The organism is Xanthomonas sp. NCPPB 1638 (assembly GCF_041475635.2).
In the GTDB taxonomy this organism is placed as follows: domain Bacteria; phylum Pseudomonadota; class Gammaproteobacteria; order Xanthomonadales; family Xanthomonadaceae; genus Xanthomonas; species Xanthomonas cucurbitae.
Window position 1 is genome coordinate 2,904,433 of record NZ_CM192984.1, and the last position, 23,002, is coordinate 2,927,434.

Genomic DNA, 23,002 nt, shown 5'->3' on the forward strand with positions numbered 1-23,002 from the left:
TTTAGCCGCGCAGCCAGCCTTGGCAAGGCAGCGCCGTCATCGCAGCCGGCGCCGTCTCAGAGACCCAACAGCGCACGCACCAGCTTGACGATGCCCCAGAACGACACCACCCAGATCGCACTGCGCAGATACCGCATAGGCCGGCACGTAGGCCACGCGCGCCCACAGGTACAGCTGCACGGCCAGGGCGGTGTCTGCACTGGTGCGCCCCGCCATGCTCACCGCCAGCACTGCGGCCGCGAAGATCGGAAAGGTTTCCAGATAGTTGCGCAATGCGCGGTCCAGGCGGGCCGCCACACCGGTCAGTGGCTTGGCATCGCCATCGCGTGCGCTCGCATTCCATTTGGTGCCGCGCTGGGCGGTCATGCTGGCCGAGGCGGCCAGCAGCTGCACCAGGCCGAGCACCATGGCCCAGCCCAGCATCTGCAATTCGATCGTCAGTTGCATACGGGTCTCCTGGTCGGCTGCCGCATCACTTCACCGCCGTACGCAAACTGTAGCCGGCAACACGCCAGGTCTTGTCCTCGTCCAGACGGAAGGACACCAGTTCGCGTACCGGCTGCTGCGCATTGGCGAATCGGGTCGGGAAACTGACGTTGACGTACAGCCCTTCGGGCACCTGTGCACCAGGGCCGTATTTCACCCGCGTCACCGAGCTCTGGCCGCGACCGACGACCGCACCCAGGCGCGCGCGCTCGCCGCCCAACTGGGCCACGAAGGCATCGCGCTTGACTGCGGTCTTGGCCACGCGGGAGGCGCCGTCCCAGATCGCGGCAGCCTTGTCGGTGTCGACCATTTGCGCCACGCGCAAGGCGGCCTGGGTCATTTCGATGTCCTGCTTGGCCACCTGTGCCTGTTGCGCGGGGCTCAGCGCCGGTGCCACAGCCGCTGGTTGCGCCGCCGCAGTCGCAGTGCGCGCAGCAGGTGCCGGTTGCGCTGCGGCTGCGGTGGCGGCGCGATTGGAAGGCTGCGGCTGTTGCGCGAACAGCAGCGCTGGAACGAACACCAGCGCAACAAGCAAACAAGAACGACGCATTGACAAGCACCTTGTACTGGATCGGATGGAAGAGGTGAGCCGCACTGCATGCGGCCAGTGGCGCAGTCTATGCCGCGACCTGTGCAAAACAAGCAGCGAGTGCGATTCACCTGCAATCAGCGATACACCACGAAGATCGCTGATCGAAGGAAGAATGCGTCCGCAGCACTATAAAGCGGAGATGCCGGTGGAGGTATCCAAGCGTGGCCGGTAAAACCTCGCCATCAGTCGTCAGGTGGATAAACAGCGCACAAGAACCGGCATGTATGGGTGACAAGTGGCGGTACCAAGCACCCGCCGCACCGTGGCCTGCGTCGTCGTTGTGGCAGCCGCCCTAAACCTCGCCACCAGGAGCCGGCGGTACCGCCGTCGCCCCGCGCGGCCGCCACAGCCGCCAGCTCACCCAGAACGCACGCGCAATGGCCGCAACCAACGCCGCCAGGCTCAGCCACATCCCCAGCGTCGCTGGCCATTGCGCATGCATGGCCTCGGCAGCCAGGCGCAGCAGTTCGGCAACGCCAAAACCCACCAGCACCAGCAACGCCGATGGCAGGTACGCCAGTAAAACGCCTTTGGTCTTGCCTCGCATACGCCCCCCTAACCCGGTTGTATGCGGCGACCATAGGCAGCGCGCAGTGCGATACGCGTGAAAGCTGCAGCGGCCTCAACCGTCGGCAGGCGCAGGCGCTGACGCATCGGCCTGCGCAGCATCCCCGGCCGGGTCGGCGGCCGGCGCGAGCGGCGGCGTGGCGTCGGTCGGCGTGCCGTCCTGCGCATCGAGCACCGGTGCCACCGGCAGGGCCGCCGCATCGGTTTCGGCCAGCGGGCTTTCTTCCGGGCAGGCCGCATCCGGAAAACCGAAGCGCTGCTTCAAAGCCAGACCGCAGGCGTTGACCGCATCCAGATCCGCGCCCTCGCCTTTGCACTGCTGGTCGAACGCCACCAGAAACGCGTCCTTGCGGCGCACGAACGCATCGCCGCACTTGCGCATCTGGCGGATGCGTTCCAGATCGTCCTGCACGGCATTGGTTCCGTCCAGGCCGTATTCGCGCAGCTCTTCCATGGTGAGCAGGCGCAGGCTGCGATTGGGCACCGTCATCATGAGGTCGGCCACTGCTACCGCCACGCCGTTACGCTCCAGATACTCCTTGACGTTGCCATAGACCTCGCGCAGCTCGCGATTGAGTTCTGCCCGTGACGTCGCCTTCGAGCTGATCCGCATCATCCGGTGGATGCCCACCTTGCCGGCCACCAGGCGGTTGTCGCCGGCCGCCAGCACGAACACGCAGGCGCTATGGCAGATCGAGCCTTCGCGTACCCAGATGGTCCAGTTGGATTCGCCGATGGTGTCGCCGGCGCGGATCGCTGCCTCCACCTGGCCGCCACTGGAATCCAGATCCAGGATGCGATGCGGCAACGTCCACTGCTCTGCCACGGCGGCCAGCCGCCACACCAGCGCCGCGAAACCAGCGTTGATCTTGCCCGTATAGCGCACCCGCACCAGGCCGGTCTCGCGGCACGGCGACAATGCCGCCTCCACGCTGGCCCGGTCCAGCGCCGGTAGCAAGGTGCCATCGCCGGCTTCCTTGCCGTAATTGGTGACACAGCTGATCCAGGCCTGGCCCGCTTCCAGTTCCGCCTGTGGCCATCCCGCCTCGCCGGCCTGCGCACGCGGGCGCGGCGGCGGAACCGGTTCGGGCGTATCCACCGACACCATGTGGTCGCCGTCGCCGACCTGCGCCGCTGCGGTCTGTTGCGCCCCGGCAGCATCGGCCCACGTACCGCCGCGGTCGCAGGCAACCAGCAGGAACACGCAGGCAAGTGACAGACAAAACGATTTGAGCATGGACGAGTGTGGGAGCGCGACGGAGATCACCTTCAGTCTATGGCTGAAGCGATCAAGGATTTGACCGCGCCATGAACATGCACCCGCTTGCGCAACCCCGTCCGAAAACGGCCAGCCGGTGCGGTGGCCAGGGCATAGACTGGCGCCATGCAGACGCTCACGCCCGACCGGACCCAATGCGACCGCGCCCGCCTGGCGCGCGATGCGCGCTTTGACGGGCTGTTCTTCACCGCCGTGCGCAGCACCGGGATCTATTGCCGTCCGGTGTGCCCGGCGCCGGCGCCGAAGCCGGCCAACGTCAGTTATTACCCCACGGCTGCGGCGGCCAGCGCGGCCGGCTATCGGCCGTGCCTGCGCTGCCGGCCGGAGCTGTCGCCGCAGGCGCAGCAGCACCTGGGCGAAGAGAGCGTGCAACGCGCCCTGGCGATGATCGCCGAAGGCGTGCTGCAGGAGCAGCCGGTGCAGCGCCTGGCCGATGCGGTGGGCGTTAGCGCGCGGCAGTTGCAACGGCAGTTCGTGCAACACCTTGGCGCCACGCCGATCCAGGTGCACGGCACGCGTCGGCTGCTGCTGGCCAAGCAATTGCTCACCGAAACCGCCTTGCCGGTGACCGAAGTTGCGCTGGCGGCCGGCTTCAACAGCCTGCGTCGGTTCAATGCGGCGTTCCTGGAAGGCTGCGGGATGCCGCCGTCGGCGTTGCGCAAGCAGCGCGCCGAGGTGCCGGGCGGCGAACTCACGCTGCGCCTGAGCTATCGCCCCCCCCTGGACTGGCCGGCGATGCTGGCATTTCTGCAGCGCCGGGCGATCCTGGGGATCGAGCAGGTCGATGGCGGCCGCTATCGGCGGGTGATCGGCCCGCCCGGCCACGCCAGCTTGATCGAGGTCGCGCCGGCGCCGCAGCGCGCAGAACTGCTGCTGCGCATCGGCGCCACCGACCCGCGCCGGATTCCGCAGATCGTGCGCCGGGTGCGCCGCGTGTTCGATCTGGATGCGGACCTGCATGCGGTGCACGCCACGCTTGCGGCCGAGCCGCTGCTGGCCGAGGCGATCGAACGCCGGCCCGGCCTGCGCGTGCCCGGCGGCTGGGATGGCTTCGAGACCGCGGTACGTGCGGTGCTGGGTCAGCAGATCAGCGTAGCCGGCGCGGCCACGCTGGCGGCGCGGCTGGTGGAGCGGCATGGCGGCCGGCATGCCGAGATGCCGCCAGGGCTGGATCGCAGTTTTCCCACACCTGAGCAACTGGCCGAGGCGCCGCTGGAACAGCTCGGGCTGCCGGGCGCACGCGCCGCCACGCTGCGCGCACTGGCCGTGGCCTGCGCGCAGGGCCGGCTGCACTTCGGCGCCGGCCAGCGTCTGTCCGAGTTCGTCGCCGCCTGCGTCGCCCTGCCCGGTATCGGGCCGTGGACGGCGCACTACATCGCCATGCGTGCGCTCTCGCATCCGGACGCGTTTCCGGCCGGCGACCTGATCCTGCAACAGGTGCTCGGCGCGCCGCTGCGGCTGAGCGAGCGCGCCACCGAGGCGCGCTCGCAGGCCTGGCGCCCGTGGCGCGCCTACGCCGTGCTGCACCTGTGGCATCTCGCCGCCGACCGCAAGGAATCCCGTCCATGAGCACCGTCCATTACGACTTTTTTCCGTCGCCGATCGGCACGCTGACCGTGGCCGCCGACCAGGCCGGCGTGCGCCATATCCTGTTCGCACAGAACCGTTACGACGCCACCGGACGCGCCCGCTGGGTGCACAACCCGGGCGCTGCGCTGGTGCGCCAGGCGCGTGAGCAATTGCTCGATTACCTGCATGGCGGGCGACGCCATTTCGACCTGCCGCTGGCACCGGTGGGCACACCCTTCCAGCGCGAGGTCTGGCACACGCTGGCGCAGATTCCGTTCGGCCAGACCTGGAGCTATGCGCAGCTGGCGCAGGCGGTGGGCCGCCCCGCTGCCAGCCGCGCAGTGGGCGCGGCCAACGGACGCAATCCACTGCCGATCGTGTTGCCCTGCCATCGCGTGATCGGCGCCAATGGGGCGTTGACCGGTTTCGGCGGTGGCCTGCCGACCAAGCAGGCCTTGTTGCAGCTGGAAGGCTGGTCGCCACGGTAGGCTGCACGCGCCGACGATCTGTTCGCCGATGTCCCCGCAGCAGGTTCGCAATGACGTCGCGACGTTCTCGCCGCACCGTACACTCGGCCGCATGATCGACCGACGTCTTGTGGTGACCGCAGCGGCCACGGCCCTGCTCGCGGCCTGTACCAGCCAGCCCCTCCAACACAGCGCCCCGGCACTCCCGGTCAGCGCACCGCCTCCGCCAGCCGCCACCGCGGCAGCGAACGATCCCCCGCACACCCTGCTGCTGATCTCCATCGATGGCCTGCGCGCGGACATGCTCGATCGCGGCATCACGCCCACGTTGTCGCAGCTGGCGCGCGATGGCGTGCGTGCGCGCTGGATGACGCCGGCGTACCCGGCGCTGACGTTTCCCAATCACTACACGCTCATCACCGGCCTGCGGCCCGACCACCACGGCATCGTGCATAACAGCATGCGCGACCCGGTATTGGGTGGCTTCTGGCTGAGCAAGCAGGAAGCAGTGGGCGATGCGCGCTGGTGGGGCGGCGAACCGCTGTGGGTGGGCGCCGAGCGCGCCGGCCTGCGTGCGGCCACCTGGTCATGGCCGGGCAGCGAAGCGGCGATCCAGGGCGTGCGCCCCTCGCAGTGGCGCCATTACGAAGAAGGCGTGAGCCTGGAGGCGCGCGTGGAGATGGTGCGCGGCTGGCTCAACACCGATCGGCCCCAGCGCAATCGCCTGGTCACGCTGTACTTCGAACAGGTGGACGAGGCCGGCCACGACCACGGCCCGGAATCGCGCGACTATGCCGACACCGTGCGCGCGGTGGATGCAGCCATCGGCAGGCTGCTGGACGGCATGCAGCGCGACGGCACCCGCGCGCGCACCAATATCATCGTGGTCTCCGACCACGGCATGGCCGAGGTGCCGCCGGGCCATGCCATCAGCGTGGAAGCCATGGCGCCGCCCGAGCTTGCCACGGCCACTACCGACGGCCAGGTGATCGGCTTCGTGCCACTGCCCGGGCAGCAGGCCAAGGCCGAAGCGCACCTGCTCGGCGCGCATGCGCACTACGACTGCTGGCGCAAGATGCAGCTGCCGGCGCGCTGGCATTACGGCACGCACCCGCGCATTGCGCCCATCGTGTGCCAGATGCACGAAGGCTGGGATGCTTTGTTCCCGGACAAGCTGGCCAAGCGCCCGCCACAGGGCATGCGCGGCTCGCACGGCTTCGACCCGGCGCTGCCATCGATGCGGGCGGTGTTCCTGGCGCAAGGCCCGGATCTGGCGAAAGGCAAGACCTTGCCGGGCTTCGACAACGTGGATGTGTATCCGCTGATGACGCGGCTGCTCGGCATCCCCGCCGCGCCTAACGACGGCAACCCGGCCACGCTGCTGCCGGCATTGCGCGTGCCACCACCAGCCGCGCGTTGACCCCGCTACCGCGTGTGGGTGCGACAATGAGGTGATGTCTGCTCCTGCCCCATTGCCGCACCGCCTGCGGCCATTGTTGTCCAGCGAAGGCTGGCGTCGCCGCGCTGCACTGTGGGGCGGCGCGATCGCGGTAGCGCTGGTGGCGATCGTGTTCGCCAAGGCCAGCGATGCCGCCTTCCATCTGTTCCAGCGCATCACCGCGCACTCGATCTGGTGGGCGATGCTGCTGACCCCGGGCATCTTCGCCCTGCTCGCCTGGCTCACCTCCGGCGCCTTGCGGCCTACCCGCGGCAGCGGCATCCCGCAGGTCATCGCCGCGCTGGAGCATCCGGACCCGGCATTTCGCGACACCAACCTGTCGCTGCGCGTATCGGTCGGCAAGCTCGCCTTGACCAGCCTATCGCTGCTGGGCGGCGCCTCGGTGGGTCGCGAAGGCCCCACCGTGCATGTCGGCGCCAGCCTGATGCATCTGTTCGGGCGCTGGTTTGGCTTCCACGATCCGCGCGAGCTTTCGCACTTTTTGCTCGCTGGCGGCGCAGCAGGCATCGCGGCGGCCTTCAACACGCCGCTGGCCGGTGTGGTGTTTGCGATCGAGGAATTGAGCGGGCGTTTCGAGCACCGCTTCTCTGGCACCTTGCTCACTGCGGTGATCGTCGGTGGCGTGGTGTCGTTGGGCCTGCTGGGCAGCTACACGTATTTCGGCAAGGTGGCGGTGGCGCTGCCGTTGGGCCATGCATGGCTGGCGATTGCGTTATGCGGCAGCGTGGCCGGCCTGCTCGGCGGCATCTTCGCCCGGCTGGTGCTGGCCAGCGTCAGCGGCAAACCGCGCTGGTTGGGCGCACTGCGTCAACGGCACCCGGTGCTGCTTGCCGCCCTGTGCGGCGTGGTGCTGGTCGGGCTGGCGCTGGTAGTCGGGCAAGGCGCCTTCGGCACCGGCTACGAACAGGCGCGCAGCCTGGTGCAGGGGCATGCGGTGGTCGGTCACGAATTCGGCCTGATGAAGCTCCTCGCCAATCTGGTCTCGTACCTGGCGGGCATCCCGGGCGGTCTGTTCTCACCCGCCCTGGCGGTGGGTGCCGGCATCGGCCACAACCTGTCGGTGCTGATGCCGGGCGTGGACCCGCGCACCTTCGTGCTGCTGGGCATGTGCGCCTACCTGGCCGGGGTGACCCAGGCGCCGCTGACCTCGGCGGTGATTTCGCTGGAACTCACCGATACCGGACAGATGCTGCTGCCGATCCTGGCCACGGTGCTGATCGCCCGCGCGGTGTCCGGCCTGGTGTGCAAGACGCCGATCTATCGCGGGCTAGCCGAGCAGTTGCTGGCGCCTGCACCGGGCTCCGCCTCGCCTGCCCACGGCGAGCGCTGACCAAGCCCGCATCGGCGGGCCTGATTCCAGCGTACGCCTCCGAGGGCAAGCGCGGGCGCCCGCCTCTACCGTAAAAACGATGCTCTGCATCTACCTCATGCATGTTGTTCTCTCACCCCTCGCTCCACGGCCCCAATGCAAGCTCAGCGCGAAGGACTAAAACAGAGCGAGGTTCGGAAGCGTGAAGAATCGAAGCCAGATGGATTCGCTCGTGAAGGGCGCAGCCAGTACGGAGTAAAGCCCGAGAGCCTGACAACGTAACGCCGGAACGTCATAATGTTTCTGAATGTTTCGTCATGCCTGCTGCAGCATGCAGTTCGGTGGCCGTGTTCGTAAGTGCAGCCGAAGAACAAAATCAATGACAAGGACTGTAGGAGACTCATGTCGATAATGCAGGAAATACTGGGCTGGACCCAGGGACTCGCCACATGGCAAAGCGATGCAGTCGCTCGTCTGCTGGCGAAGCAGACGCTGACGGCCGAGGATCAGGACGATTTATTCGCACTGCTGAAAGCGACACACGGCATCCCTGATCTCAAGGGCAGGAAGCCCAAGCCGTTAACGGCCGATCAGGTTCCCGCGCCCTTGAAGGTAACGACGCACGTCGAACTGCTCGCGATGAAGAACATGCGCCATGTCAATGCGATTGCAGAGAATCAGCATCTGCCGTTCAGCCCCACCGGAATGACGGTGATATACGGCGACAATGGTTCAGGTAAGTCGGGATACTCACGCGTGCTCAAGCGCGCCTGCCGAGCCCGCGATCAGATGGAAGCCATCCATCCAAACGCCAATCTTCCGGCCGGCAAGGCGGGCGCTCCGGAGGCCGCTTTTGAGATTACCGTGAACGGTGTCGCAAAAGATACGTATTGGACATATGGGAAGGCCTCGCCACCTGAGCTGTCGTCTTTCGCAATCTTCGATTCGCGCTGCGCACGCGCCTACCTCGACAGCGAAGATGATTTTTCCTACGTCCCCTATGGGCTCGACGTGTTTGAAGGACTAGCCAAGGTTTGCAAGCAATTGAAGGCTTCGCTCGAAAACGAGCATGCTCAGTCCGCCGCTGACCTCACAGCGTTCGCGCCGCTTCAGGGCGACACACCCGTAGGCAAGTTGATCTCATCACTGTCTGCCAAGACAACGACAGCCCAGATAGACGCGCTGGCTACGTTGACACCTGAAGAGCTGGCACACCACGTCGCGCTCGACAAAAGTCTGGATCTTCGCGGATCACTGTGGGTGCAATCGAGCATTTTCGGGTAGCGCGGGCAGGAAGCTGGCGATGATCTTGAGCCTCAGGAACTCCTCGTCGCGATAGCCGTAGGCGCTGCGCTGGATGACCCGGATCTTGTTGTTGAGCCCTTCCACCAAGCCGAGGCTGACCTTGTTCTCCGGCCTGCAGTACGCCGCGATGCCGTCCCAGTGCCGCTCGATCATCCCCACGAACGTCTGGTAGGGCGCCAGCCGCTGCCAGCGCAGACTCTGCTTCCAGCGCTCGAAGAACTCCCGTGCACCTCGCTCGGTGCGGTAGCTCCACAGCTGCCCGAAGGACTCTTTCAGCAGGTACGCCGTGTTCAGACGTTTGTTGGCCGCCAGCAGCTTGGCGAGCGCCTTCCGACCGTCCAGGGTAAGGTTTTCGCGATTGCTCAGCAGGGTGTAACGCTGGCCCTTGATGTAACTGCGATCCTGGCCTTGAAGGCGCTTGTACTCGTCGCGCCGCACCTGATCGAGCGCGTCGGACAGGTGGCGCATGATGTGGAATTTGTCGAACACGATGCTGGCGTTGGGCGCGTTCTTGCCCACCGAGTTGCGAAACGGCCGCCACATGTCCATCACCGCCACGTCGATGCCGGCGCTACGTTTTGGGCCCAATTCGGCGAAGAACTGGTCGATGTCCGCCTCGGTGCGCCCACTGCCGCCGAACCAGATCGGTCGGCCGCGCTCCAGATCGCTGACCACAACGCGGTAGTCATGGCCCTTGTGGATCGCGATCTCGTCGATGCCGATGGCGCGCGGCGCCGGCGTCCCCGCCCGGCGCACCTGCTCGGCCATGTACAGCTTGGACAGCTCCTTGACCGTGCTGTCGTGCAGGCGCTCCAGCTCAGCCACGGCCTTGTGCGTCATGCTCCGGCACAGATTGCCCACATGCAGGGCGAATCGCTCGGTGTAGCGCGGATTCTTGGCCAGCCAGTCCAGCCGCTCTACGTGCACGCCGCCGCACCCCGGGCAATCGACCCGCCAGCGCTCAAACTCCACGAACAGCATCCAGCCGGCCGCCCGCAAGTCGCGGGCGCGGCACAGGCGCTTGTCGTAGCGGCTGCGACACCGATGGCCACAGTTGGAACACACGGCCGTTTTTTTCGGCGCCGCAAGGTCACGATCCGCGCCTTCGGGGCGCCGAACACGCCCTTGAGCGTGGACTCCGCCGCGAAGCCAGGGAAGGAAAACAACTCACTCAGCCGACGGCCCGTTTTCATGCAGAACACCGCGTCAAGAAGTCAGCACAGGATGTACCACCTTCTGGGACGGTGGAAAGGGCCTGTTTCCAAGGCTCAACGCAGATTCAGGGGCCTCAAGGCACCCACACGAATCCGCGATGAGCCATTTTCTATGCCTGCTTGCGGAGGAAGCAAAGCTGGCCGGCGCTGCGATTGCCACACAAAGTCTGACTCGGCGTACCGAGGGATTCGGTATCGCCGATCCGGAACTGCCATTTGAGGGCAAGAATGCGAGCAAGCGGATCGGCGTTCTGAAAGCCCAGCACCAATCCATCGCCAAACTACACAAGGATGGTGAAGAACGGGAGCACAGGAGGCAAACCGTCGATGCGTATTTCCGGCTGCGTATGGCATGGGAGCGTGCGGTCGAGGAGGTGCTGCTGCGCGAGGTCATTCTGCGCTTCCGCAAAGGTGTGGAAACGCAGCGCTTGGCAGGTGTCGTTGTCGAAGACGGTGACTATGCGCAAGTACACGCGGGCATGACGAAGTGTTCGAACTATGCACATGACAAGGCGCTATTGGGTGGCGTCGCCATTCCCGAGCCCGATGAACTACTTACCGACATCATGGCGTTGGAGACGTGGCGAGCACAGATCGACAAGCGTAGCGGGGAGACAGCAAGAAAGCGTAAGGCCGGCGCAGTTTCCGTTACGGCACCCGCAGCGGTGAAGCCGCCTTGAAGCATTCGTTCAACGTAAGATCAAACCGCCGCGCCGCGCCGGTCTCCAGGGGTCGATCCAGCTTGCGATGAATGAGTGACACCAGCGTCAGAATATCCAGCGCATCCCGCTGGAACATAGGCCAGTTGGTTTTGGGCGCGTGCGCTAGCGGGTTGCGCACAGCGCCGAAGAGGCCCACCAATAGATTGGCGAAACCTTTCTGCTCGCTCTTGTCGGATTCGATGGCGAGCGAGCCGAGAACCAAGATCGGATTTTGCGTGGAGCGCGCGCGATTCACCAATTCCACTCCGTCCGTCGCGAGGCCGGACATCAAACGCAATCGCTCGGCAACGCCCTTGTCCGACTCAAAGACGGCATGAAAGTAGTTCTCGTTCAGCAGCTTCCATATGTTGGGGACTGAAGCGTTCAATACGAACCATGTGTACAGGGTCCGCACGCAATCCAGGGCTTCAGGCGTGTGACACGATGGGCTCGGCAGGCGCAACGGACAGGCGCATACCGACCGCATGCAGCACGGCCAGCAAGGTCTTGAGCGTCGGGTTCCCCGTCGGCGACAGCGCTCGATAGAGCGCTTCACGCGTGATGCCCGCCTCCTGGGCGACGGTCGCCAGTCCGCCGTAGGCTTCTGCCACGTCGCGCAGCGCGAGCAGTCCGGCGGCGCGATGCTCCGGATTGTCCAGCTCTTCGAGCGCGGATTTCAGATACTCCAGCGCGAAGCCTCGATCAGCACGCAGTTCGGCAATCGTGGCCTCGCTATGAGAGACCGAGGCGGCATGTTTGCGATTGCTCATGTATTTCTCCGTTTCCAGTCCAGCCAATATTCCTTGGCTCGTTGGATGTCCGCACCCTGTGAGCGCTTGTCGCCACCGCACAGCAGGATGACCAGCGCCGATCCGTGTCGGCCGATGTACACCCGATAGCCAGGGCCGATGTCTTCACGCAGTTCCAGGACACCTTCGCCGACCGGCTTGATGTCGCCCAAAATGCCCAGGGACACCCGCCGAAAACGGATCTCCAGCTTGGCCCGAGCCCGCGCGTCCCGAAGATCAGCCAGCCAGTCGGTCAGCGGAACCGCAGCATCGGCCCGTTGGTATCGCCGGACCTCAAACATGACCCGGCCTCCATTGTGACTTATAAATCACAAACATCAAGATGGACTTTTCATGATGCAAGCCCGGTCGGTGTCGCTGGGTTGGTGACATGCGCCAATTCATACGGTGACATCCTTATCACGCTGCGACGCTACATCACGCTGCGACGCTACGTTCTTGCGTCGGTTCGCCACTGCTGGGCCTGTTGCGCTGCTCGGCGTGATCCTCTGTGAATTTCACGCAAGGTTCTTCTCTAGAGTCGTGCTGACATAAAAAAACGCGGCGCAAGCGCCGCGTTTCTCAAGTCGCAAGTGGGCTGGACTCAGCTGGCCTTGGCAACGGTCTTCTTGGCCACAGCCTTCTTGGCCGGAGCCTTAACCACGCCCTTCTTGGCAACCGGGGCAGCCGCACCCACGACAACCTTGCTCACCGCGTGCGAACGCGAATTGCCGTAGCTGGCGTTGTAGCGCTTGCCCTTGGCGGTCTTACGGTCACCCTTACCCATTTCGTCGACTCCTGAATGTGAAAACAAAGCCCCGTGCTGGCACGGGTCTGGCGAGGCTGCGCCGGCGGCGCCCTCGCGCAAGGCCGGCAAGCCTATCACGTCGGCCTGCGCGCGCGCAGCCCGCACCCGCACGGCGTCGCCAAGGTGGACGCGATCAATGCGCGCAGCGCGCGTCGTGCACGTGGGAATGGCTGTGGTTCAAGCGCAGGTTGACCAGATGGGCAATGCCCACCAGCGCGCCGCCCAGGGTCATCACCACCGCATGCGGTACCACCGAATGGTGCAACGGGTCATACAGCAGGCCCAGCCACAGCATCGCCAGGCCAGGCAGCAGCAGGGCCAGCGCGTGCAGGGCGCGATGGCGGCGATACCCCAGCACCAGGCTGAACAGCCCAAGCAGGGTCACGAACACCACGATGGCCAGTTCGACGCTTTCGCCCAGCCAGAACGACAGGCCAAGTGACGGCGCCAACGCGAGCACCAGCGGCAACAGCGCGCAATGCACCGCGCACAGCAGCGAACCGGTGGCACCGAAGCGATCAAGCAGATGGCGGAGCGTTGGCAGGGACATGACTTTCAGCAGGGGATCACGACGATTTAGAATAATATAACATCTTGTTTGTTCCAGCCTCGCACCGGTGCATCACGCCCGTGCGATGCCTGCCGTCGGCGCCGCAGTTCCGCTGCGCCATTCCATTGCTCCACGGTCACCATCATCGAGTCCGGTCCACCATGCCCCTGAGTGTTGCCTCTTCCCTTCGCCGTTCCACGCTTGCGTTGGCCCTGGCCAGCGTGCTGCTTCCCGTCCTGGCCACGGCCGCGGAGGGCCCGCTGCCCGCCGACCCGCAGACGCCTCCAGATTCGGACAACCGGCATGACGCCTCGCCGTCCAGCGGGCGCCATATCAAGGACCTGGACAAGGTGGTGGTCACCGCCAGCCCGCTGCGCGACGCGGCCGGCGAGCTGAGCCGCCCGGTCGAGGTGCTGGCCGGCGCGCGTCTGGATGAGGTGCGCACCTCCAGCCTGGGCGAAACCGTGGCCAGCCTGCCCGGCGTGCAGAGTTCCAACTTCGGCCCTGGTGTCGGCCGGCCGATCATCCGTGGCCTGGACGGTCCGCGCGTGGCGGTGCTGCGCGACGGCCTGTCCACCCAGGACGTGTCCACCGTCAGCCAGGACCACTCGCCGGCCATCGAGCCATTCCTGGCCAACCAGATCGAAGTGCTCAAGGGTCCGTCCACGCTGTTGTACGGCTCCGGCGCGATCGGCGGCGTGGTCAACGTGGTCGACGGGCGCATTGCCGAGACCCCGGTGGACGGCTTCAACGGCCGCGCCGAAGTGCGTTTCGACGGCGGCGACAAGGACGGCAACACCGATATGTTCCGCGTCGATGCCGGCAACGGCAGCGGGCTGTCGATCCATGCCGACGGCGTGTACCGCAACCAGAACGACTACGACACCCCGCGCGGACGCCAGCTCAACAGCTGGATCGACTCCAAGGTGGGCTCGATCGGTGCATCGCTGGCCGGCGATTGGGGCTTCGTGGGCTTGTCGGCCTCGCGCTTCCGCGACAACTACGGCAATCCGGGCGAACCGGGCGACCCCTCGATCGGCGAGCGCGGCGTGTCGTTGAAGCTGCAGCAGGATCGCTACGACCTCAAGGGCGGGCTGACCGACCCGTGGGGCGACGGCAGCGCGCTGCGCTACAGCTTCGGCCACACCGACTACGCGCATACCGAATTCGAAGGCGACGAAGTAGGCACCGTGTTCTCCAAGCGCGCCAACGAGGGCCGCGTGGAAGCATCCTTCACCTTTGGCGGCGGTTGGCAGACCGCGTTCGGCCTGCAGGGCAGCGACACCACCTTCCAGGCGATCGGTGAAGAATCCTTCGTTCCCAAGACCGATACCCGCTCGCTGGGCGCCTTCGCCGTGGCGCGCAACAGCTGGGAGCGGGTGACCGCCGAAGTGGGCGCACGCGTGGACAAGGTCAAGTACCAGACCGACATCGGCGTGGACCGCGACTTCACCCCCACCAGCTTCTCGGCCAGCGGCGGCTTCCGCTTCAACGAGCAGTGGCGCCTCACAGCCAACCTGGACCACGCCGAGCGCGCGCCGGCCGAAGAGGAACTCTTCGCCAATGGTCCGCATATCGCCACCCTCGCCTTCGAGATCGGCGATGCCAACCTGAAGACCGAGAAGGCCAACCAGGCCGAGCTGGGCCTGAACTTCCAGAACGACTGGGTGGATGCCAAGGTGGCGGCGTACTACAACCGCTACGACGATTTCGTCTACATCGTCGACACCGGCAACCAATGGTTCAACGAAGAAGACAACGACTTCCTGCCGATCCGCCAGTGGACGCAGGCCGATGCGGTCTTCCACGGCTTCGAAGGCGAAGCCACTTTCCACCTGGCCAACAACGACACCGGTGCCTGGGACCTGCGCATGTTCGGGGATACCGTGCAGGCACGCTTGAAGGACGGCGGCAACCTGCCGCGCATCGCGCCAGGCCGGTTCGGTGCGCAGCTACGCTGGGATGCCGAACAGTGGCGCGCCGCAGTGGGCGCCACCCGCACGATGAAACAGGACAAGGTGGCGGTGAACGAAACCCCGACCGACGGCTACACCTTCGTCGATGCGCACCTGGCCTACCACGTGGACCATGGCAGCAATGCCTGGGAAGTGTTCCTGGACGGCAACAACCTCACCAACCAGGACGCCCGCGTGCATACCTCGTTCCTCAAGGACGATGTGATGCTCCCGGGCCGCAGCGCCTCCTTTGGCGTGCGCATGTTCTTCTGACGGCGGACTCTCTCCCCCGCCGACTAGAAGCGAGGCCGCCTTCGGGCGGCCTTTTTCATCGCGGCGCATTCGCCCTTGGCAACGACCATCCTTCAGCAACGGGATCGACGATCAGCGCCTGCCGCGCTGCAGGCGCTTGTGCAGGCTGCGCCGCTGCGCAGCGCTCAACAGGTGCCCGTGCGTGCGCAAGATGCCCAGGATCTGCAGGTGCGCCTGCGCGGTGCGCCGGGCAAGCTCGGCGGCAGCGGCGGCTTGGAGCTGTTGCCACTGCGCCGGGCTGCTAGGGGTCGAGAATGGCAAAGGTTTGACGGGCATGGACGCGTGCGGTGACTGGGTTCGCGACCATGATACGCGGCGCGCGTGAGCGGCCAGAGGGTGCCCATTCCCGATGCCACCGGTGGTGGCGCTTCATGCCGCCACCATCTGGCAGGCAGGCTCCCGCCCGGCCTGCAGCCAGGCGCGTGAGTTACTTTGCCACCGCGCACTTGGCGCACAGGCCATGCACTTCCAGCGTCTGCGCCTGCGGCTGGAATCCCAGTGCCTTGGCGCGGGCGTCCAGTTGCGAGACCACGTCGCGGTCTTCCAGCTCCACCGCGCTATGGCAGCGGTCGCAGATCAGGAACGGCACCGAGTGCTGGGCGCTGTTGGGGTGATGGCAGGCGACGAAGGCGTTGACCGATTCGAGCTTGTGCACGAACCCGTTGGCCATCAGGAAATCCAGCGCGCGGTAGACGGTGGGCGGGGCATCGGCGCCCACGCCCTTGCCTTCGCGCACCCAGTCCAGCAGTTCGTAGGCCTTGACCGGCTTGCCGGCATCGGCAATCAGCCGCAGCACGTTGGCGCGGATCGGCGTCAGCCGCAGGCCGCGTTCGCTGCAGGCACGCTCCACCGCGCGCACGAAACCGTTGGCGTCGTCGACGTGGTGATGCGGCTCGGTGCAGGCATGGTCCTGCGTGTGGGTGTGCTTGGTCATACAGGCTCCGGCGTCAGGCCGCTCCGATCTTGATGAGTGCCGCATCGATGCGTTTCAAGGCACCCTCGCGGCCGGCCAGGTACACCGTCTGCGAAATATCCGGGCTGACCTGGGTGCCGGTGATGGCCACGCGCAGTGGCTGGGCCACCTTGCCCATGCCCAGCTCCAGCGCCGCGGCGGCCTCGTGCAGCGCTGCCGAGACGCTTTCCACGGTCCATTCGCGCTGCGCCGCCAGCAGCTCGCGCGCCTTGCCCAGCGGCACTTCGGCGCCCAGCTTCAGGTGTTTGATGACCGCCGCTGCGTCGTAGACCTCCAGCGGCTGGTACCAGACCACGGCTTTTTCGGCCATGTCCTTGAGGGTCTGCACGCGCTCGCGCAGCGCCACCACCACGTCGGCGGCGGCCGGGCCGTTGGCCACGTCGATGCCCAGCTTGCCCAGCTGGTATTCCAGCTGCGGCGCGATGCTGGCCGGGTCGTCGGTTTTCAGATAATGCTGATTGACCCAGCCGAGCTTGGCCATGTCCAGCCGCGCGGCCTTGGAATTGACATCGGTAATGTCGAACAGGTCCAACAGCTCCTGGCGGCTGAACAGCTCCTGGTCGCCATGCGACCAGCCCAGGCGGGCCAGGTAGTTGATCAAGGCATGCGGCAGGTAGCCGGCGTCCTTGTACTGCATCACGTCGGCCGCGCCGGTGCGCTTGGAGAGCTTGGCGCCCTGCTCGTCCAGGATCATCGGCATGTGGCCGAAACGCGGCACCGGCGCACCCAGCGCTGTGTAGATGTTGATCTGGCGCGGGGTGTTGTTGATGTGGTCGTCGCCGCGGATCACCTCTGTGATGCCCATGTCCCAGTCGTCCACCACCACCGCGAAGTTGTAGGTGGGGTAGCCGTCCGGGCGGAAGATCACCATATCGTCGAGCTCGCTGTTGGCGATCTCGATGCGGCCCTTGATGAGGTCGTCGAAGACCACGCTGCCGTCCAGCGGATTCTTGAAGCGGATGACGCGATTGGGGTCGTCGCGGTACGCCAGCTGCTGCTCGCGGGCAGCGCCGTTGTAGCGCGGCTTTTCCTGTTTGGCCATCGCGGCCTCGCGCATGGCATCGAGCTCTTCGCGGGTTTCGTAGGCGTAATAGGCCTTGCCCTGCGCCAGCAGCTGCTCGGCCACTTCCTGGTAGCGGGCGACGCGCTGGGTCTGGTAGACCGGGCCTTCGTCGTAGTCCAGTCCCAGCCAGTCCATCGCTTCCAGGATGGCATCGATGGCCGCCTGGGTGCTGCGTTCGCGGTCGGTGTCTTCGATGCGCAGCACGAACTGCCCGCCGCGACGACGTGCCTCCAGCCAGCAATACAACGCGGTGCGGGCACCGCCGATATGCAGGTAACCGGTGGGGCTGGGGGCAAAGCGGGTGCGGCAGGTCATGGAGCGCTCGGCGAAACGGGACTGGGCCGATTTTACCTTGCGCAGCGCGGCCCTGCCCGGCCCGCCGGTTCAGCGGTTGCGCAACAGGTCGCCGTACACCACGCACTCGCCACCGCTGCGCGCGGGGCCGGGCGCGTCGTACAGCACCAGCCAGCTGGGCGTCCTGCCGGCCAGCTGCGGCGGCAGGTTGCAGATCGCCTCGGCGCGGTCGCTGTCTTTGCCGTGCGGCAACACCGCCGATTCCAGCAGGGTGTGCTGGAAGCGCACCGGCGCGCGATTGGCGGCCAGTTGCTGGCGGGCGTCCGGCCATTTGAACAGGCGGATCTCGCCGTTCAACACCATGGTCGGCCCGGCCAGCAGGTAGAGATCGTCGCCGGAATAATGCAGATCACGCACGCCCAGCCCGCCCAGTTGCAGGAAGTGCTTGCGCAACAGGGTGCCGTCCTCGTCCAGCGGTGCCAGGCGCAGATGGTCGCCATGCGCTTCCACCGCGATCTCCAGCAAGGCCGACCAGCCACGCAGCACCGGCCCACGCAGGCCCAGCAGCAGGCGTTGGCCGTCGACCACGATGCCCTCGATGTCGAAGCCGTTGTCCTTGCCGGGAATCGTCAGGAACGGACCGAAATGCGGGTCGTCGGCCAGCAGTTCGGTGAGCTGGTTGTGCTTGGCATCGCCCTTGAGCCGCAACGCGCGGCGGCCGTCGGCGGTCTCGCGCACCAGCCGCGGCGTGCCGTCGTCGTCGCGTTCGATCGGCAGGCAGGCCAGCAGACGGCGGTTGGCGTCGAGCTTGAGCTTGGTCAGGCGCTTGGCGTTGTCGGCATCGTCGCGGCCGGGCTTGGCGTTCTTGCGCTTCAACCCATGCGAACCGACCACCCACAGATACCCATCGGACAGCGCCATGCCTTCCAGGTCGGCCTCCTCGGCGTCTTGGCCGGGCAGGTCCAGCAGCTCGGCCAGCGGAAAACTCTGCCCCTCGCCGAAGCGCAAGCGCTCGCGCTGGCCGGGCGGCAGCCTGCGCAACCGGTCCACCGCGCAGGCTTCGTCGCCGGCGACCCACAGCCAGTCGTCGGTGAACGCCGCGCCGGAAAGATTGCTGTGCACCAGCGCGCCCGGCGTGAACTCAAGCCGGACGCTATGCGGAATCAGGGTTTTCTTGGCCATGGGAGCGGGTGAACGACCGTGCTGGAGATGGTCGCCAGTACACCACGAGCGCAGGGCTGGCGGGTACGGCCCGTGATAGCACTGGAGGATGGGCTGCGGCCCAGGAGCGCGCGGTCATGTCCTTGGCAACACCCGGCACGGCTGACTCATTCCCACCTCGCCAGCCGCGCACGCGCCAGACCGGCTGTCCATTGCCCCGGCCAATCGCGATCGTTGGCCACTTGCGCGTGTGCGCGGCGGGTTTCCAAGGCATCGATATCCAGCGACGCATACGCCCACGCCGCCTCGCCCCGGGTCTGCGCCAGCACGCCGTCATCCGGGAAGCCCACATCCATCGGCGCGAACACCGCCGCCTCGCCGGTGTTGACGTCCAGCGCCGGGCTCCAGGGCGCCTGGCCGGCAGTGACCGACTGCGCGACGAACATGCGGTTTTCCAGCGCGCGCGCCAGGCAGCCGATGCGTACGCGGGTGGCGCCGGCGGCGGTGTCGGTGCAGCTGGGCACGATCAGCAGGCGTGCACCGGCCTCGTACTGCGCCCGCACCGGCAGCGGAAATTCGCTGTCGTAGCAGATGGCGATCGCCGCACGCACGCCATCGAGGTCGAACACCTTGAGCGCATCGCCCGGCTCGATCAGCCCGGTGGCCTTTTCGAAGCCGGTGAGCTGCAGCTTGTCCTGCCAAGCGTGGCGGCCATCGGGGGTGAACCAGTCGCTGCGATTGCGGTAGCGGCCCTGGCCTGGATCCAGCAGGAAACTGCCGGGGATCAGGTGCAGCCGGTGCTGGCGCGCCAGGCCGGCAAAGAGTTCAAGCCATGGTGCACGCAAGGCCTGGATGGCGGCCAAGGATTCGGGCAGGCCGGCAGACACCTGCGTGCCGAAGGTCGCGCCCAGCTCCAGCGACAGGTATTCCGGTAGCACCGCCACGCGGGCACCGGCCAGCGCAGCCTCGCCGACCAGGGCCGACACGCGCGCGGCAAACGCATCGAAATCCGCCGGGCGGCCGATCGCGTACTTGGCAACAGCAATGGTGAGCGGCGCATTCATGGGCTAGGTCCTGTACCTGTAGCGGCAAGTGGAGACACACACGGGCCGGCAATGGTCGCAGCCAGCGGCAACGCAGACGGTGCAAGCGCGGCTAGTCTGCCAAGGCGCATGTCCACACGCTCAAGCGGTGGTCGATCTGGCCGTGGTGCAATTCTGCCCAGGCCAGCCGCACCTGCAGGTGCGGCTGCGGCGCATAGCCGCGCTTGCGCCAGAACGCATCGTTGGGGCGATAGTCAGCCGGCGTGCGCGGATCGTCGGGCGCACGGTCCACCGAGCAGAAGGCGGTGAGCGCAAAGCCGCCCAGCGCGCGCGCATGCGCCTGTCGGCGGTCGAAGAACGCGTGGCCGATGCCACGCCCGCGATACGCGGGCAGCAACACCGACTCGCCGAAATAGAACACGCCAGCCGGGTCGATGCCGGCTGCGCGGAAGGGCGCGTGGAAGGCGTCGCCGTCATCGAGCAGCGGCAGGCCAGTGGAGGCACCAATCACCGCATCGCCATCGCGCGCCAGCACGAACACGCTGCGTGGCGAGGCCGCATATGCCGCCAGATAGCTACGTTCGTAATCGGCATCGCCGTCGTACAGATACGGCCATGCACGGAACACCGCGATGCGCAGCTGCGCCACCGCGTCCAGGTACGGCAACCCCGCGTTGCCGCTTACCGCTTCGATGACGAGGGGAGTACGGGTCATGCCGGCCATGGTAAGCGACCGCGCCACCGCCGCTCAGCGCAACCAGCGGCGGTGGTGCCGTTCCGTGGCAACCGGCTGTTGCCACATCAACCAGACCGCCGCTTCTTCTGCAGCCACCAGCACCCCGAGCAGCGCATCGTTGCTGCGGGTCCAGTAGCTGCCATTGCTCAGGCGTTGCCATGGTCCATAACGAAGCAGTCCCGTGGTTGCGGCTGGACTGCAGCTGCGTTTGTGCGCCGGTGGCTAGCGACGACAGCGACCAGCTGGCATCGAAGCCTTTCGGGCCGATGCTGGGTGCGTTGGGCAAGAAGCGGCCGCCGCAGGACGGGGGCTGCCAGGCGGAACGCAAGGCAATCCCGTTGTTGTCGGCGATCGGTGCGATGGCCAGCCGGCGGGTGCCGTCCAGCACGAACTGCATCTCCACCCCATTGCCCTCCTGCAGCCGCCCGGCCACCGGGTCGGCCAGCGGGCTCAGTTCGGCATGCACGCCCGACGACCGATCCGCGAGCGCGCCAGCGCCGCTTTCCAGTGCCACTGCACGCCCATCCATCTGCAGCTGCGGCGTCCCGACCAGCCCACGCACATCGGAAATGCCCACCGCCAGATGCGGTTGGCCATACACGCGGGTGGGCACGGCGGCGTAGTCCAGCGGTGCGTATTCCGCGTGCAGCGCCGCTCTGCAAGAATACACCTGCACGCGATACAGACCCACTTCGCGCACCGACGGCACCATCTCGCCGCTGAGTTTCAGGCTGCGCGGGGTCTGCAACAGCGCGCCCTCACGCTTGCGCCACACTTTGCGCTGGTTGCCCTACTCGTCCGGCAATGTGAAGTGGGCGTTGCCCCGACCTGCGGCCGCACTGTGACGCACTGAAGAAATCCGCAGTTCCACCGGCACAAGTGCAACCCAGGCCCACCACGGACTTCCGTTTCCTCGACAGCGCTTCGCATCGCTACGGCACGCTGTGGCGGCAAGCGCAACGATTCGCCTGCAGTGACGTCCTGCAGATCCATCTCTTCGTTTTCGATTTCGTTCTGAACACGACTTTCCAGCCTCGTCGCTCCATACCGATGTCCGTTACTTCGCGCGCGCCGCACCGGTCGCCTGCCTGCTTGCCTGGCGTGGCTCTACTCCCTGCGCCGACTGCATTCCTCTCTAGCCTGGAGTTTCCCTCCCATGAACATCCAACGTTCGCTCGCACTCTGCCTACTCGCTGCACTGAGCCTGTCCGCCGCCGCACAGGCGGCAACGCACGGCATGGGCTTGAAACCATAGTCGTTGATGCAGCCGGTCACACCGCTGTTCGGAACAGCGAGCGCCGCCAAGTCGGTCCCCGCCAGCGTGGACCTGACCGCCTGGGCGATTCCGCCAGGCGACCAGGGCCAAGTGAATGCATGTGCATCCTGGGCAACGGCCCACACCCTGACCGGCTGGTATGCCAACGCCAACAAGCAGGCGCAGACCCGCTTTGCCCCGATGTATCTTTACAGCCAGGTCAACGGCGGCGTCGATGAGGGCTCCACGCTGGACGCCCCACTGGAGGTGGCGTTGGCGCAAGGTATCGACACCGAGCAGCATTATTCATGGGGCAACTACAACTGGAAGAACCCGCCCACCGCCGCCGACCGCGCCAACGCCGCCAAGAACCCCACGCCGTACCGCAAGTACACCGTGTTGTATTCGGACAACGGCGGCAACGGTGGGCGAGCCTTGATCGAGCAGATCAAGCTTGCGCTGGCCTCGTCCACGCCGGTGGCGATCGGCTTCCAGGTCCGGCAAGGCTTTGAAGACCTCAGCTCCAAGAACCAGGTCGACTACGACACCTCCACGCCGCTGCTGGGCGGTCATGCGGTGGTCGCGCTGGGCTACGACAGCGAAGGGTTGCTGGTCGAGAACAGCTGGGGCACCGGCTGGGGCAACAAGGGCTTTGGCAAACTGGCGTGGTCGGTGGTGGCCAAGGACGTCATGCAAGCCGACGTACTGCACTGAACCCGCAGCGCACATTGTAGTGCGCGATTGACACATCGGCGGCATGTGCTACGGCGCATGCCGCAACTGCCCTGGTGCGGCGATCTGCAGCCGGCCTGTCGCACACGGCAGCCAGTGCGTTTCAGCCGTTGGGTAGGTGCAGGGCCGCTACCGCGCCACCGCCCTCACGATTGCGCAAGGCCACCTCGCCGCCATGCAGACGCGCCACCTCACGCACGAACGGCAGGCCCAGACCAGAGCCACGTTGCCCGGTCAGCGGGCGCGCCAGCGAGTAGAACCGCTCGAACACGCGTTCGATCGCGTAGTCCGGCACGCCACGGTATCGGCGATGGCGGCTTCGTCTTCGACGACGAGCACGCGGACGGGAGGGTCGGACATGGCGCGCAGCATAGCCGCAGGCAT

Annotated in this window: 22 protein-coding genes and 5 pseudogenes; 8 read left to right on the top strand and 19 right to left on the bottom strand. The window is 66.3% G+C overall.

What is annotated here, in order from left to right; genetic code table 11:
• Positions 1-56: 56 nt before the first annotated feature.
• From ACCQ13_RS12435 to ACCQ13_RS12450, 4 genes and pseudogenes are all read right to left on the bottom strand, one after another.
• A pseudogene (locus tag ACCQ13_RS12435) lies at positions 57-447 on the bottom strand (MAPEG family protein).
• Between the two features lie 25 nt (positions 448-472).
• Complete coding sequence (locus tag ACCQ13_RS12440; RefSeq protein WP_104603934.1) at positions 473-1,036, bottom strand: DUF4019 domain-containing protein; 564 nt, start codon at positions 1,034-1,036, stop codon at positions 473-475.
• A gap of 334 nt (positions 1,037-1,370) precedes the next feature.
• Entirely contained in the window at positions 1,371-1,625 is a 255-nt protein-coding gene (locus ACCQ13_RS12445) for a hypothetical protein (RefSeq protein WP_104603935.1), read from the bottom strand.
• A 75-nt stretch (positions 1,626-1,700) separates the two neighbouring features.
• On the bottom strand, positions 1,701-2,882 hold the full coding sequence (locus tag ACCQ13_RS12450) for a COG3904 family protein (protein ID WP_159407274.1): 1,182 nt from the start codon (positions 2,880-2,882) through the stop codon (positions 1,701-1,703).
• 147 nt (positions 2,883-3,029) lie between these two features.
• Between ACCQ13_RS12450 and ACCQ13_RS12455 the strand changes: the two genes are divergently transcribed.
• The 5 genes from ACCQ13_RS12455 to ACCQ13_RS12475 all read left to right on the top strand — a co-directional run bounded on the left by ACCQ13_RS12455 (position 3,030) and on the right by ACCQ13_RS12475 (position 9,012).
• Entirely contained in the window at positions 3,030-4,493 is a 1,464-nt protein-coding gene (locus tag ACCQ13_RS12455) for an AlkA N-terminal domain-containing protein (protein ID WP_159407275.1), read from the top strand.
• The gene (locus tag ACCQ13_RS12460) at positions 4,490-4,981 is read left to right on the top strand and encodes a methylated-DNA--[protein]-cysteine S-methyltransferase (RefSeq protein WP_159407276.1); all 492 of its coding nucleotides are present in this window, start codon (positions 4,490-4,492) and stop codon (positions 4,979-4,981) included. Before ACCQ13_RS12455 ends, ACCQ13_RS12460 begins: the two co-directional genes overlap by 4 nt.
• A 91-nt stretch (positions 4,982-5,072) precedes the next feature.
• Positions 5,073-6,380: an alkaline phosphatase family protein gene (locus ACCQ13_RS12465; RefSeq protein WP_159407277.1), complete on the top strand. Its 1,308-nt coding sequence runs from the start codon at positions 5,073-5,075 to the stop codon at positions 6,378-6,380.
• Between the two features lie 34 nt (positions 6,381-6,414).
• The gene (locus tag ACCQ13_RS12470; protein WP_159407278.1) at positions 6,415-7,749 is read left to right on the top strand and encodes a chloride channel protein; all 1,335 of its coding nucleotides are present in this window, start codon (positions 6,415-6,417) and stop codon (positions 7,747-7,749) included.
• A gap of 381 nt (positions 7,750-8,130) precedes the next feature.
• Positions 8,131-9,012 (top strand): AAA family ATPase, encoded by an 882-nt coding sequence (locus ACCQ13_RS12475; protein WP_274391960.1) that lies wholly within the window; start codon positions 8,131-8,133, stop codon positions 9,010-9,012.
• Here ACCQ13_RS12475 and ACCQ13_RS12480 read toward each other — a convergent pair.
• Positions 8,980-10,098 (bottom strand): ISL3 family transposase, encoded by a 1,119-nt coding sequence (locus ACCQ13_RS12480; RefSeq protein WP_159406429.1) that lies wholly within the window; start codon positions 10,096-10,098, stop codon positions 8,980-8,982. The two genes, ACCQ13_RS12475 and ACCQ13_RS12480, sit on opposite strands and share 33 nt — an antisense overlap.
• 247 nt (positions 10,099-10,345) lie before the next feature.
• Here ACCQ13_RS12480 and ACCQ13_RS12485 point away from each other — a divergent pair, with 247 nt between their 5' ends.
• Complete coding sequence (locus ACCQ13_RS12485; protein ID WP_208800368.1) at positions 10,346-10,927, top strand: hypothetical protein; 582 nt, start codon at positions 10,346-10,348, stop codon at positions 10,925-10,927.
• Here the strand turns inward: ACCQ13_RS12485 and ACCQ13_RS12490 are convergent.
• The 5 genes from ACCQ13_RS12490 to ACCQ13_RS12510 all read right to left on the bottom strand — a co-directional run bounded on the left by ACCQ13_RS12490 (position 10,896) and on the right by ACCQ13_RS12510 (position 13,094).
• A complete protein-coding gene (locus ACCQ13_RS12490; RefSeq protein ID WP_223214323.1) occupies positions 10,896-11,336 on the bottom strand; it encodes a TIGR02391 family protein in 441 nt (146 codons plus the stop codon). The two genes, ACCQ13_RS12485 and ACCQ13_RS12490, sit on opposite strands and share 32 nt — an antisense overlap.
• Positions 11,337-11,376: 40 nt before the next feature.
• On the bottom strand, positions 11,377-11,718 hold the full coding sequence (locus ACCQ13_RS12495) for an addiction module antidote protein (protein ID WP_104605247.1): 342 nt from the start codon (positions 11,716-11,718) through the stop codon (positions 11,377-11,379).
• A complete protein-coding gene (locus ACCQ13_RS12500) occupies positions 11,715-12,038 on the bottom strand; it encodes a type II toxin-antitoxin system RelE/ParE family toxin (protein WP_104605245.1) in 324 nt (107 codons plus the stop codon). Before ACCQ13_RS12500 ends, ACCQ13_RS12495 begins: the two co-directional genes overlap by 4 nt.
• Before the next feature lie 302 nt (positions 12,039-12,340).
• Positions 12,341-12,523 carry a 30S ribosomal protein THX gene (locus ACCQ13_RS12505; protein ID WP_003487537.1) on the bottom strand — a complete coding sequence of 61 codons (183 nt, stop codon included), beginning with the start codon at positions 12,521-12,523 and terminating at the stop codon, positions 12,341-12,343.
• Between the two features lie 154 nt (positions 12,524-12,677).
• Entirely contained in the window at positions 12,678-13,094 is a 417-nt protein-coding gene (locus ACCQ13_RS12510; protein ID WP_104605243.1) for a MerC domain-containing protein, read from the bottom strand.
• A 161-nt stretch (positions 13,095-13,255) separates the two neighbouring features.
• On the opposite strand from ACCQ13_RS12510, the gene ACCQ13_RS12515 reads away from it, so the two are divergent.
• On the top strand, positions 13,256-15,322 hold the full coding sequence (locus tag ACCQ13_RS12515; protein ID WP_104605241.1) for a TonB-dependent receptor: 2,067 nt from the start codon (positions 13,256-13,258) through the stop codon (positions 15,320-15,322).
• Positions 15,323-15,433: 111 nt separating this feature from the next.
• Here the strand turns inward: ACCQ13_RS12515 and ACCQ13_RS12520 are convergent, their stop codons facing one another.
• The 7 genes and pseudogenes from ACCQ13_RS12520 to ACCQ13_RS12550 form a co-directional block, all read right to left on the bottom strand.
• Complete coding sequence (locus tag ACCQ13_RS12520) at positions 15,434-15,637, bottom strand: hypothetical protein (RefSeq protein WP_104605239.1); 204 nt, start codon at positions 15,635-15,637, stop codon at positions 15,434-15,436.
• Between the two features lie 151 nt (positions 15,638-15,788).
• On the bottom strand, positions 15,789-16,295 hold the full coding sequence (locus ACCQ13_RS12525; RefSeq protein WP_104605237.1) for a transcriptional repressor: 507 nt from the start codon (positions 16,293-16,295) through the stop codon (positions 15,789-15,791).
• A gap of 13 nt (positions 16,296-16,308) precedes the next feature.
• Complete coding sequence (gene gltX / locus ACCQ13_RS12530) at positions 16,309-17,712, bottom strand: glutamate--tRNA ligase (RefSeq protein ID WP_159407279.1); 1,404 nt, start codon at positions 17,710-17,712, stop codon at positions 16,309-16,311.
• Between the two features lie 69 nt (positions 17,713-17,781).
• A complete protein-coding gene (locus ACCQ13_RS12535; RefSeq protein ID WP_104605233.1) occupies positions 17,782-18,873 on the bottom strand; it encodes a DUF3616 domain-containing protein in 1,092 nt (363 codons plus the stop codon).
• A 146-nt stretch (positions 18,874-19,019) separates the two neighbouring features.
• Positions 19,020-19,916, bottom strand: a complete 897-nt coding sequence (locus tag ACCQ13_RS12540) for a carbon-nitrogen hydrolase family protein (RefSeq protein WP_104605231.1) — start codon at positions 19,914-19,916, stop codon at positions 19,020-19,022.
• Between the two features lie 91 nt (positions 19,917-20,007).
• Positions 20,008-20,619, bottom strand: coding sequence for a GNAT family N-acetyltransferase (locus tag ACCQ13_RS12545; protein ID WP_104605230.1), 612 nt, complete (start codon positions 20,617-20,619; stop codon positions 20,008-20,010).
• A 202-nt stretch (positions 20,620-20,821) separates the two neighbouring features.
• Positions 20,822-21,421, bottom strand: a pseudogene (locus ACCQ13_RS12550) (inner membrane CreD family protein); the annotation flags it as partial.
• A gap of 366 nt (positions 21,422-21,787) precedes the next feature.
• On the opposite strand from ACCQ13_RS12550, the pseudogene ACCQ13_RS12555 reads away from it, so the two are divergent.
• A pseudogene (locus tag ACCQ13_RS12555) lies at positions 21,788-22,600 on the top strand (C1 family peptidase).
• 121 nt (positions 22,601-22,721) lie between these two features.
• On the opposite strand, the pseudogene ACCQ13_RS12560 reads toward ACCQ13_RS12555, so the two are convergent.
• Together ACCQ13_RS12560 and ACCQ13_RS12565 are read right to left on the bottom strand one after the other, a co-directional pair.
• Positions 22,722-22,925: pseudogene (locus ACCQ13_RS12560) on the bottom strand (ATP-binding protein); the annotation flags it as partial.
• Positions 22,916-22,990 (bottom strand): annotated as a pseudogene (locus tag ACCQ13_RS12565) (two-component system response regulator CreB); the annotation flags it as partial. The pseudogenes ACCQ13_RS12560 and ACCQ13_RS12565, both read right to left, overlap by 10 nt.
• Positions 22,991-23,002 lie beyond the last annotated feature (12 nt).

Coding starts and splice junctions, on each gene's coding strand:
- ACCQ13_RS12440 (WP_104603934.1), bottom strand. CDS start 1,036: ATGCGTCGTTCTTGTTTGCTTGTTGCGCTGGTGTTCGTTCCAGCGCTG.
- ACCQ13_RS12445 (WP_104603935.1), bottom strand. CDS start 1,625: ATGCGAGGCAAGACCAAAGGCGTTTTACTGGCGTACCTGCCATCGGCG.
- ACCQ13_RS12450 (WP_159407274.1), bottom strand. CDS start 2,882: ATGCTCAAATCGTTTTGTCTGTCACTTGCCTGCGTGTTCCTGCTGGTT.
- ACCQ13_RS12455 (WP_159407275.1), top strand. CDS start 3,030: ATGCAGACGCTCACGCCCGACCGGACCCAATGCGACCGCGCCCGCCTG.
- ACCQ13_RS12460 (WP_159407276.1), top strand. CDS start 4,490: ATGAGCACCGTCCATTACGACTTTTTTCCGTCGCCGATCGGCACGCTG.
- ACCQ13_RS12465 (WP_159407277.1), top strand. CDS start 5,073: ATGATCGACCGACGTCTTGTGGTGACCGCAGCGGCCACGGCCCTGCTC.
- ACCQ13_RS12470 (WP_159407278.1), top strand. CDS start 6,415: ATGTCTGCTCCTGCCCCATTGCCGCACCGCCTGCGGCCATTGTTGTCC.
- ACCQ13_RS12475 (WP_274391960.1), top strand. CDS start 8,131: ATGTCGATAATGCAGGAAATACTGGGCTGGACCCAGGGACTCGCCACA.
- ACCQ13_RS12485 (WP_208800368.1), top strand. CDS start 10,346: ATGAGCCATTTTCTATGCCTGCTTGCGGAGGAAGCAAAGCTGGCCGGC.
- ACCQ13_RS12495 (WP_104605247.1), bottom strand. CDS start 11,718: ATGAGCAATCGCAAACATGCCGCCTCGGTCTCTCATAGCGAGGCCACG.
- ACCQ13_RS12500 (WP_104605245.1), bottom strand. CDS start 12,038: ATGTTTGAGGTCCGGCGATACCAACGGGCCGATGCTGCGGTTCCGCTG.
- ACCQ13_RS12505 (WP_003487537.1), bottom strand. CDS start 12,523: ATGGGTAAGGGTGACCGTAAGACCGCCAAGGGCAAGCGCTACAACGCC.
- ACCQ13_RS12510 (WP_104605243.1), bottom strand. CDS start 13,094: ATGTCCCTGCCAACGCTCCGCCATCTGCTTGATCGCTTCGGTGCCACC.
- ACCQ13_RS12515 (WP_104605241.1), top strand. CDS start 13,256: ATGCCCCTGAGTGTTGCCTCTTCCCTTCGCCGTTCCACGCTTGCGTTG.
- ACCQ13_RS12520 (WP_104605239.1), bottom strand. CDS start 15,637: ATGCCCGTCAAACCTTTGCCATTCTCGACCCCTAGCAGCCCGGCGCAG.
- ACCQ13_RS12525 (WP_104605237.1), bottom strand. CDS start 16,295: ATGACCAAGCACACCCACACGCAGGACCATGCCTGCACCGAGCCGCAT.
- gltX (WP_159407279.1), bottom strand. CDS start 17,712: ATGACCTGCCGCACCCGCTTTGCCCCCAGCCCCACCGGTTACCTGCAT.
- ACCQ13_RS12535 (WP_104605233.1), bottom strand. CDS start 18,873: ATGGCCAAGAAAACCCTGATTCCGCATAGCGTCCGGCTTGAGTTCACG.
- ACCQ13_RS12540 (WP_104605231.1), bottom strand. CDS start 19,916: ATGAATGCGCCGCTCACCATTGCTGTTGCCAAGTACGCGATCGGCCGC.
- ACCQ13_RS12545 (WP_104605230.1), bottom strand. CDS start 20,619: ATGGCCGGCATGACCCGTACTCCCCTCGTCATCGAAGCGGTAAGCGGC.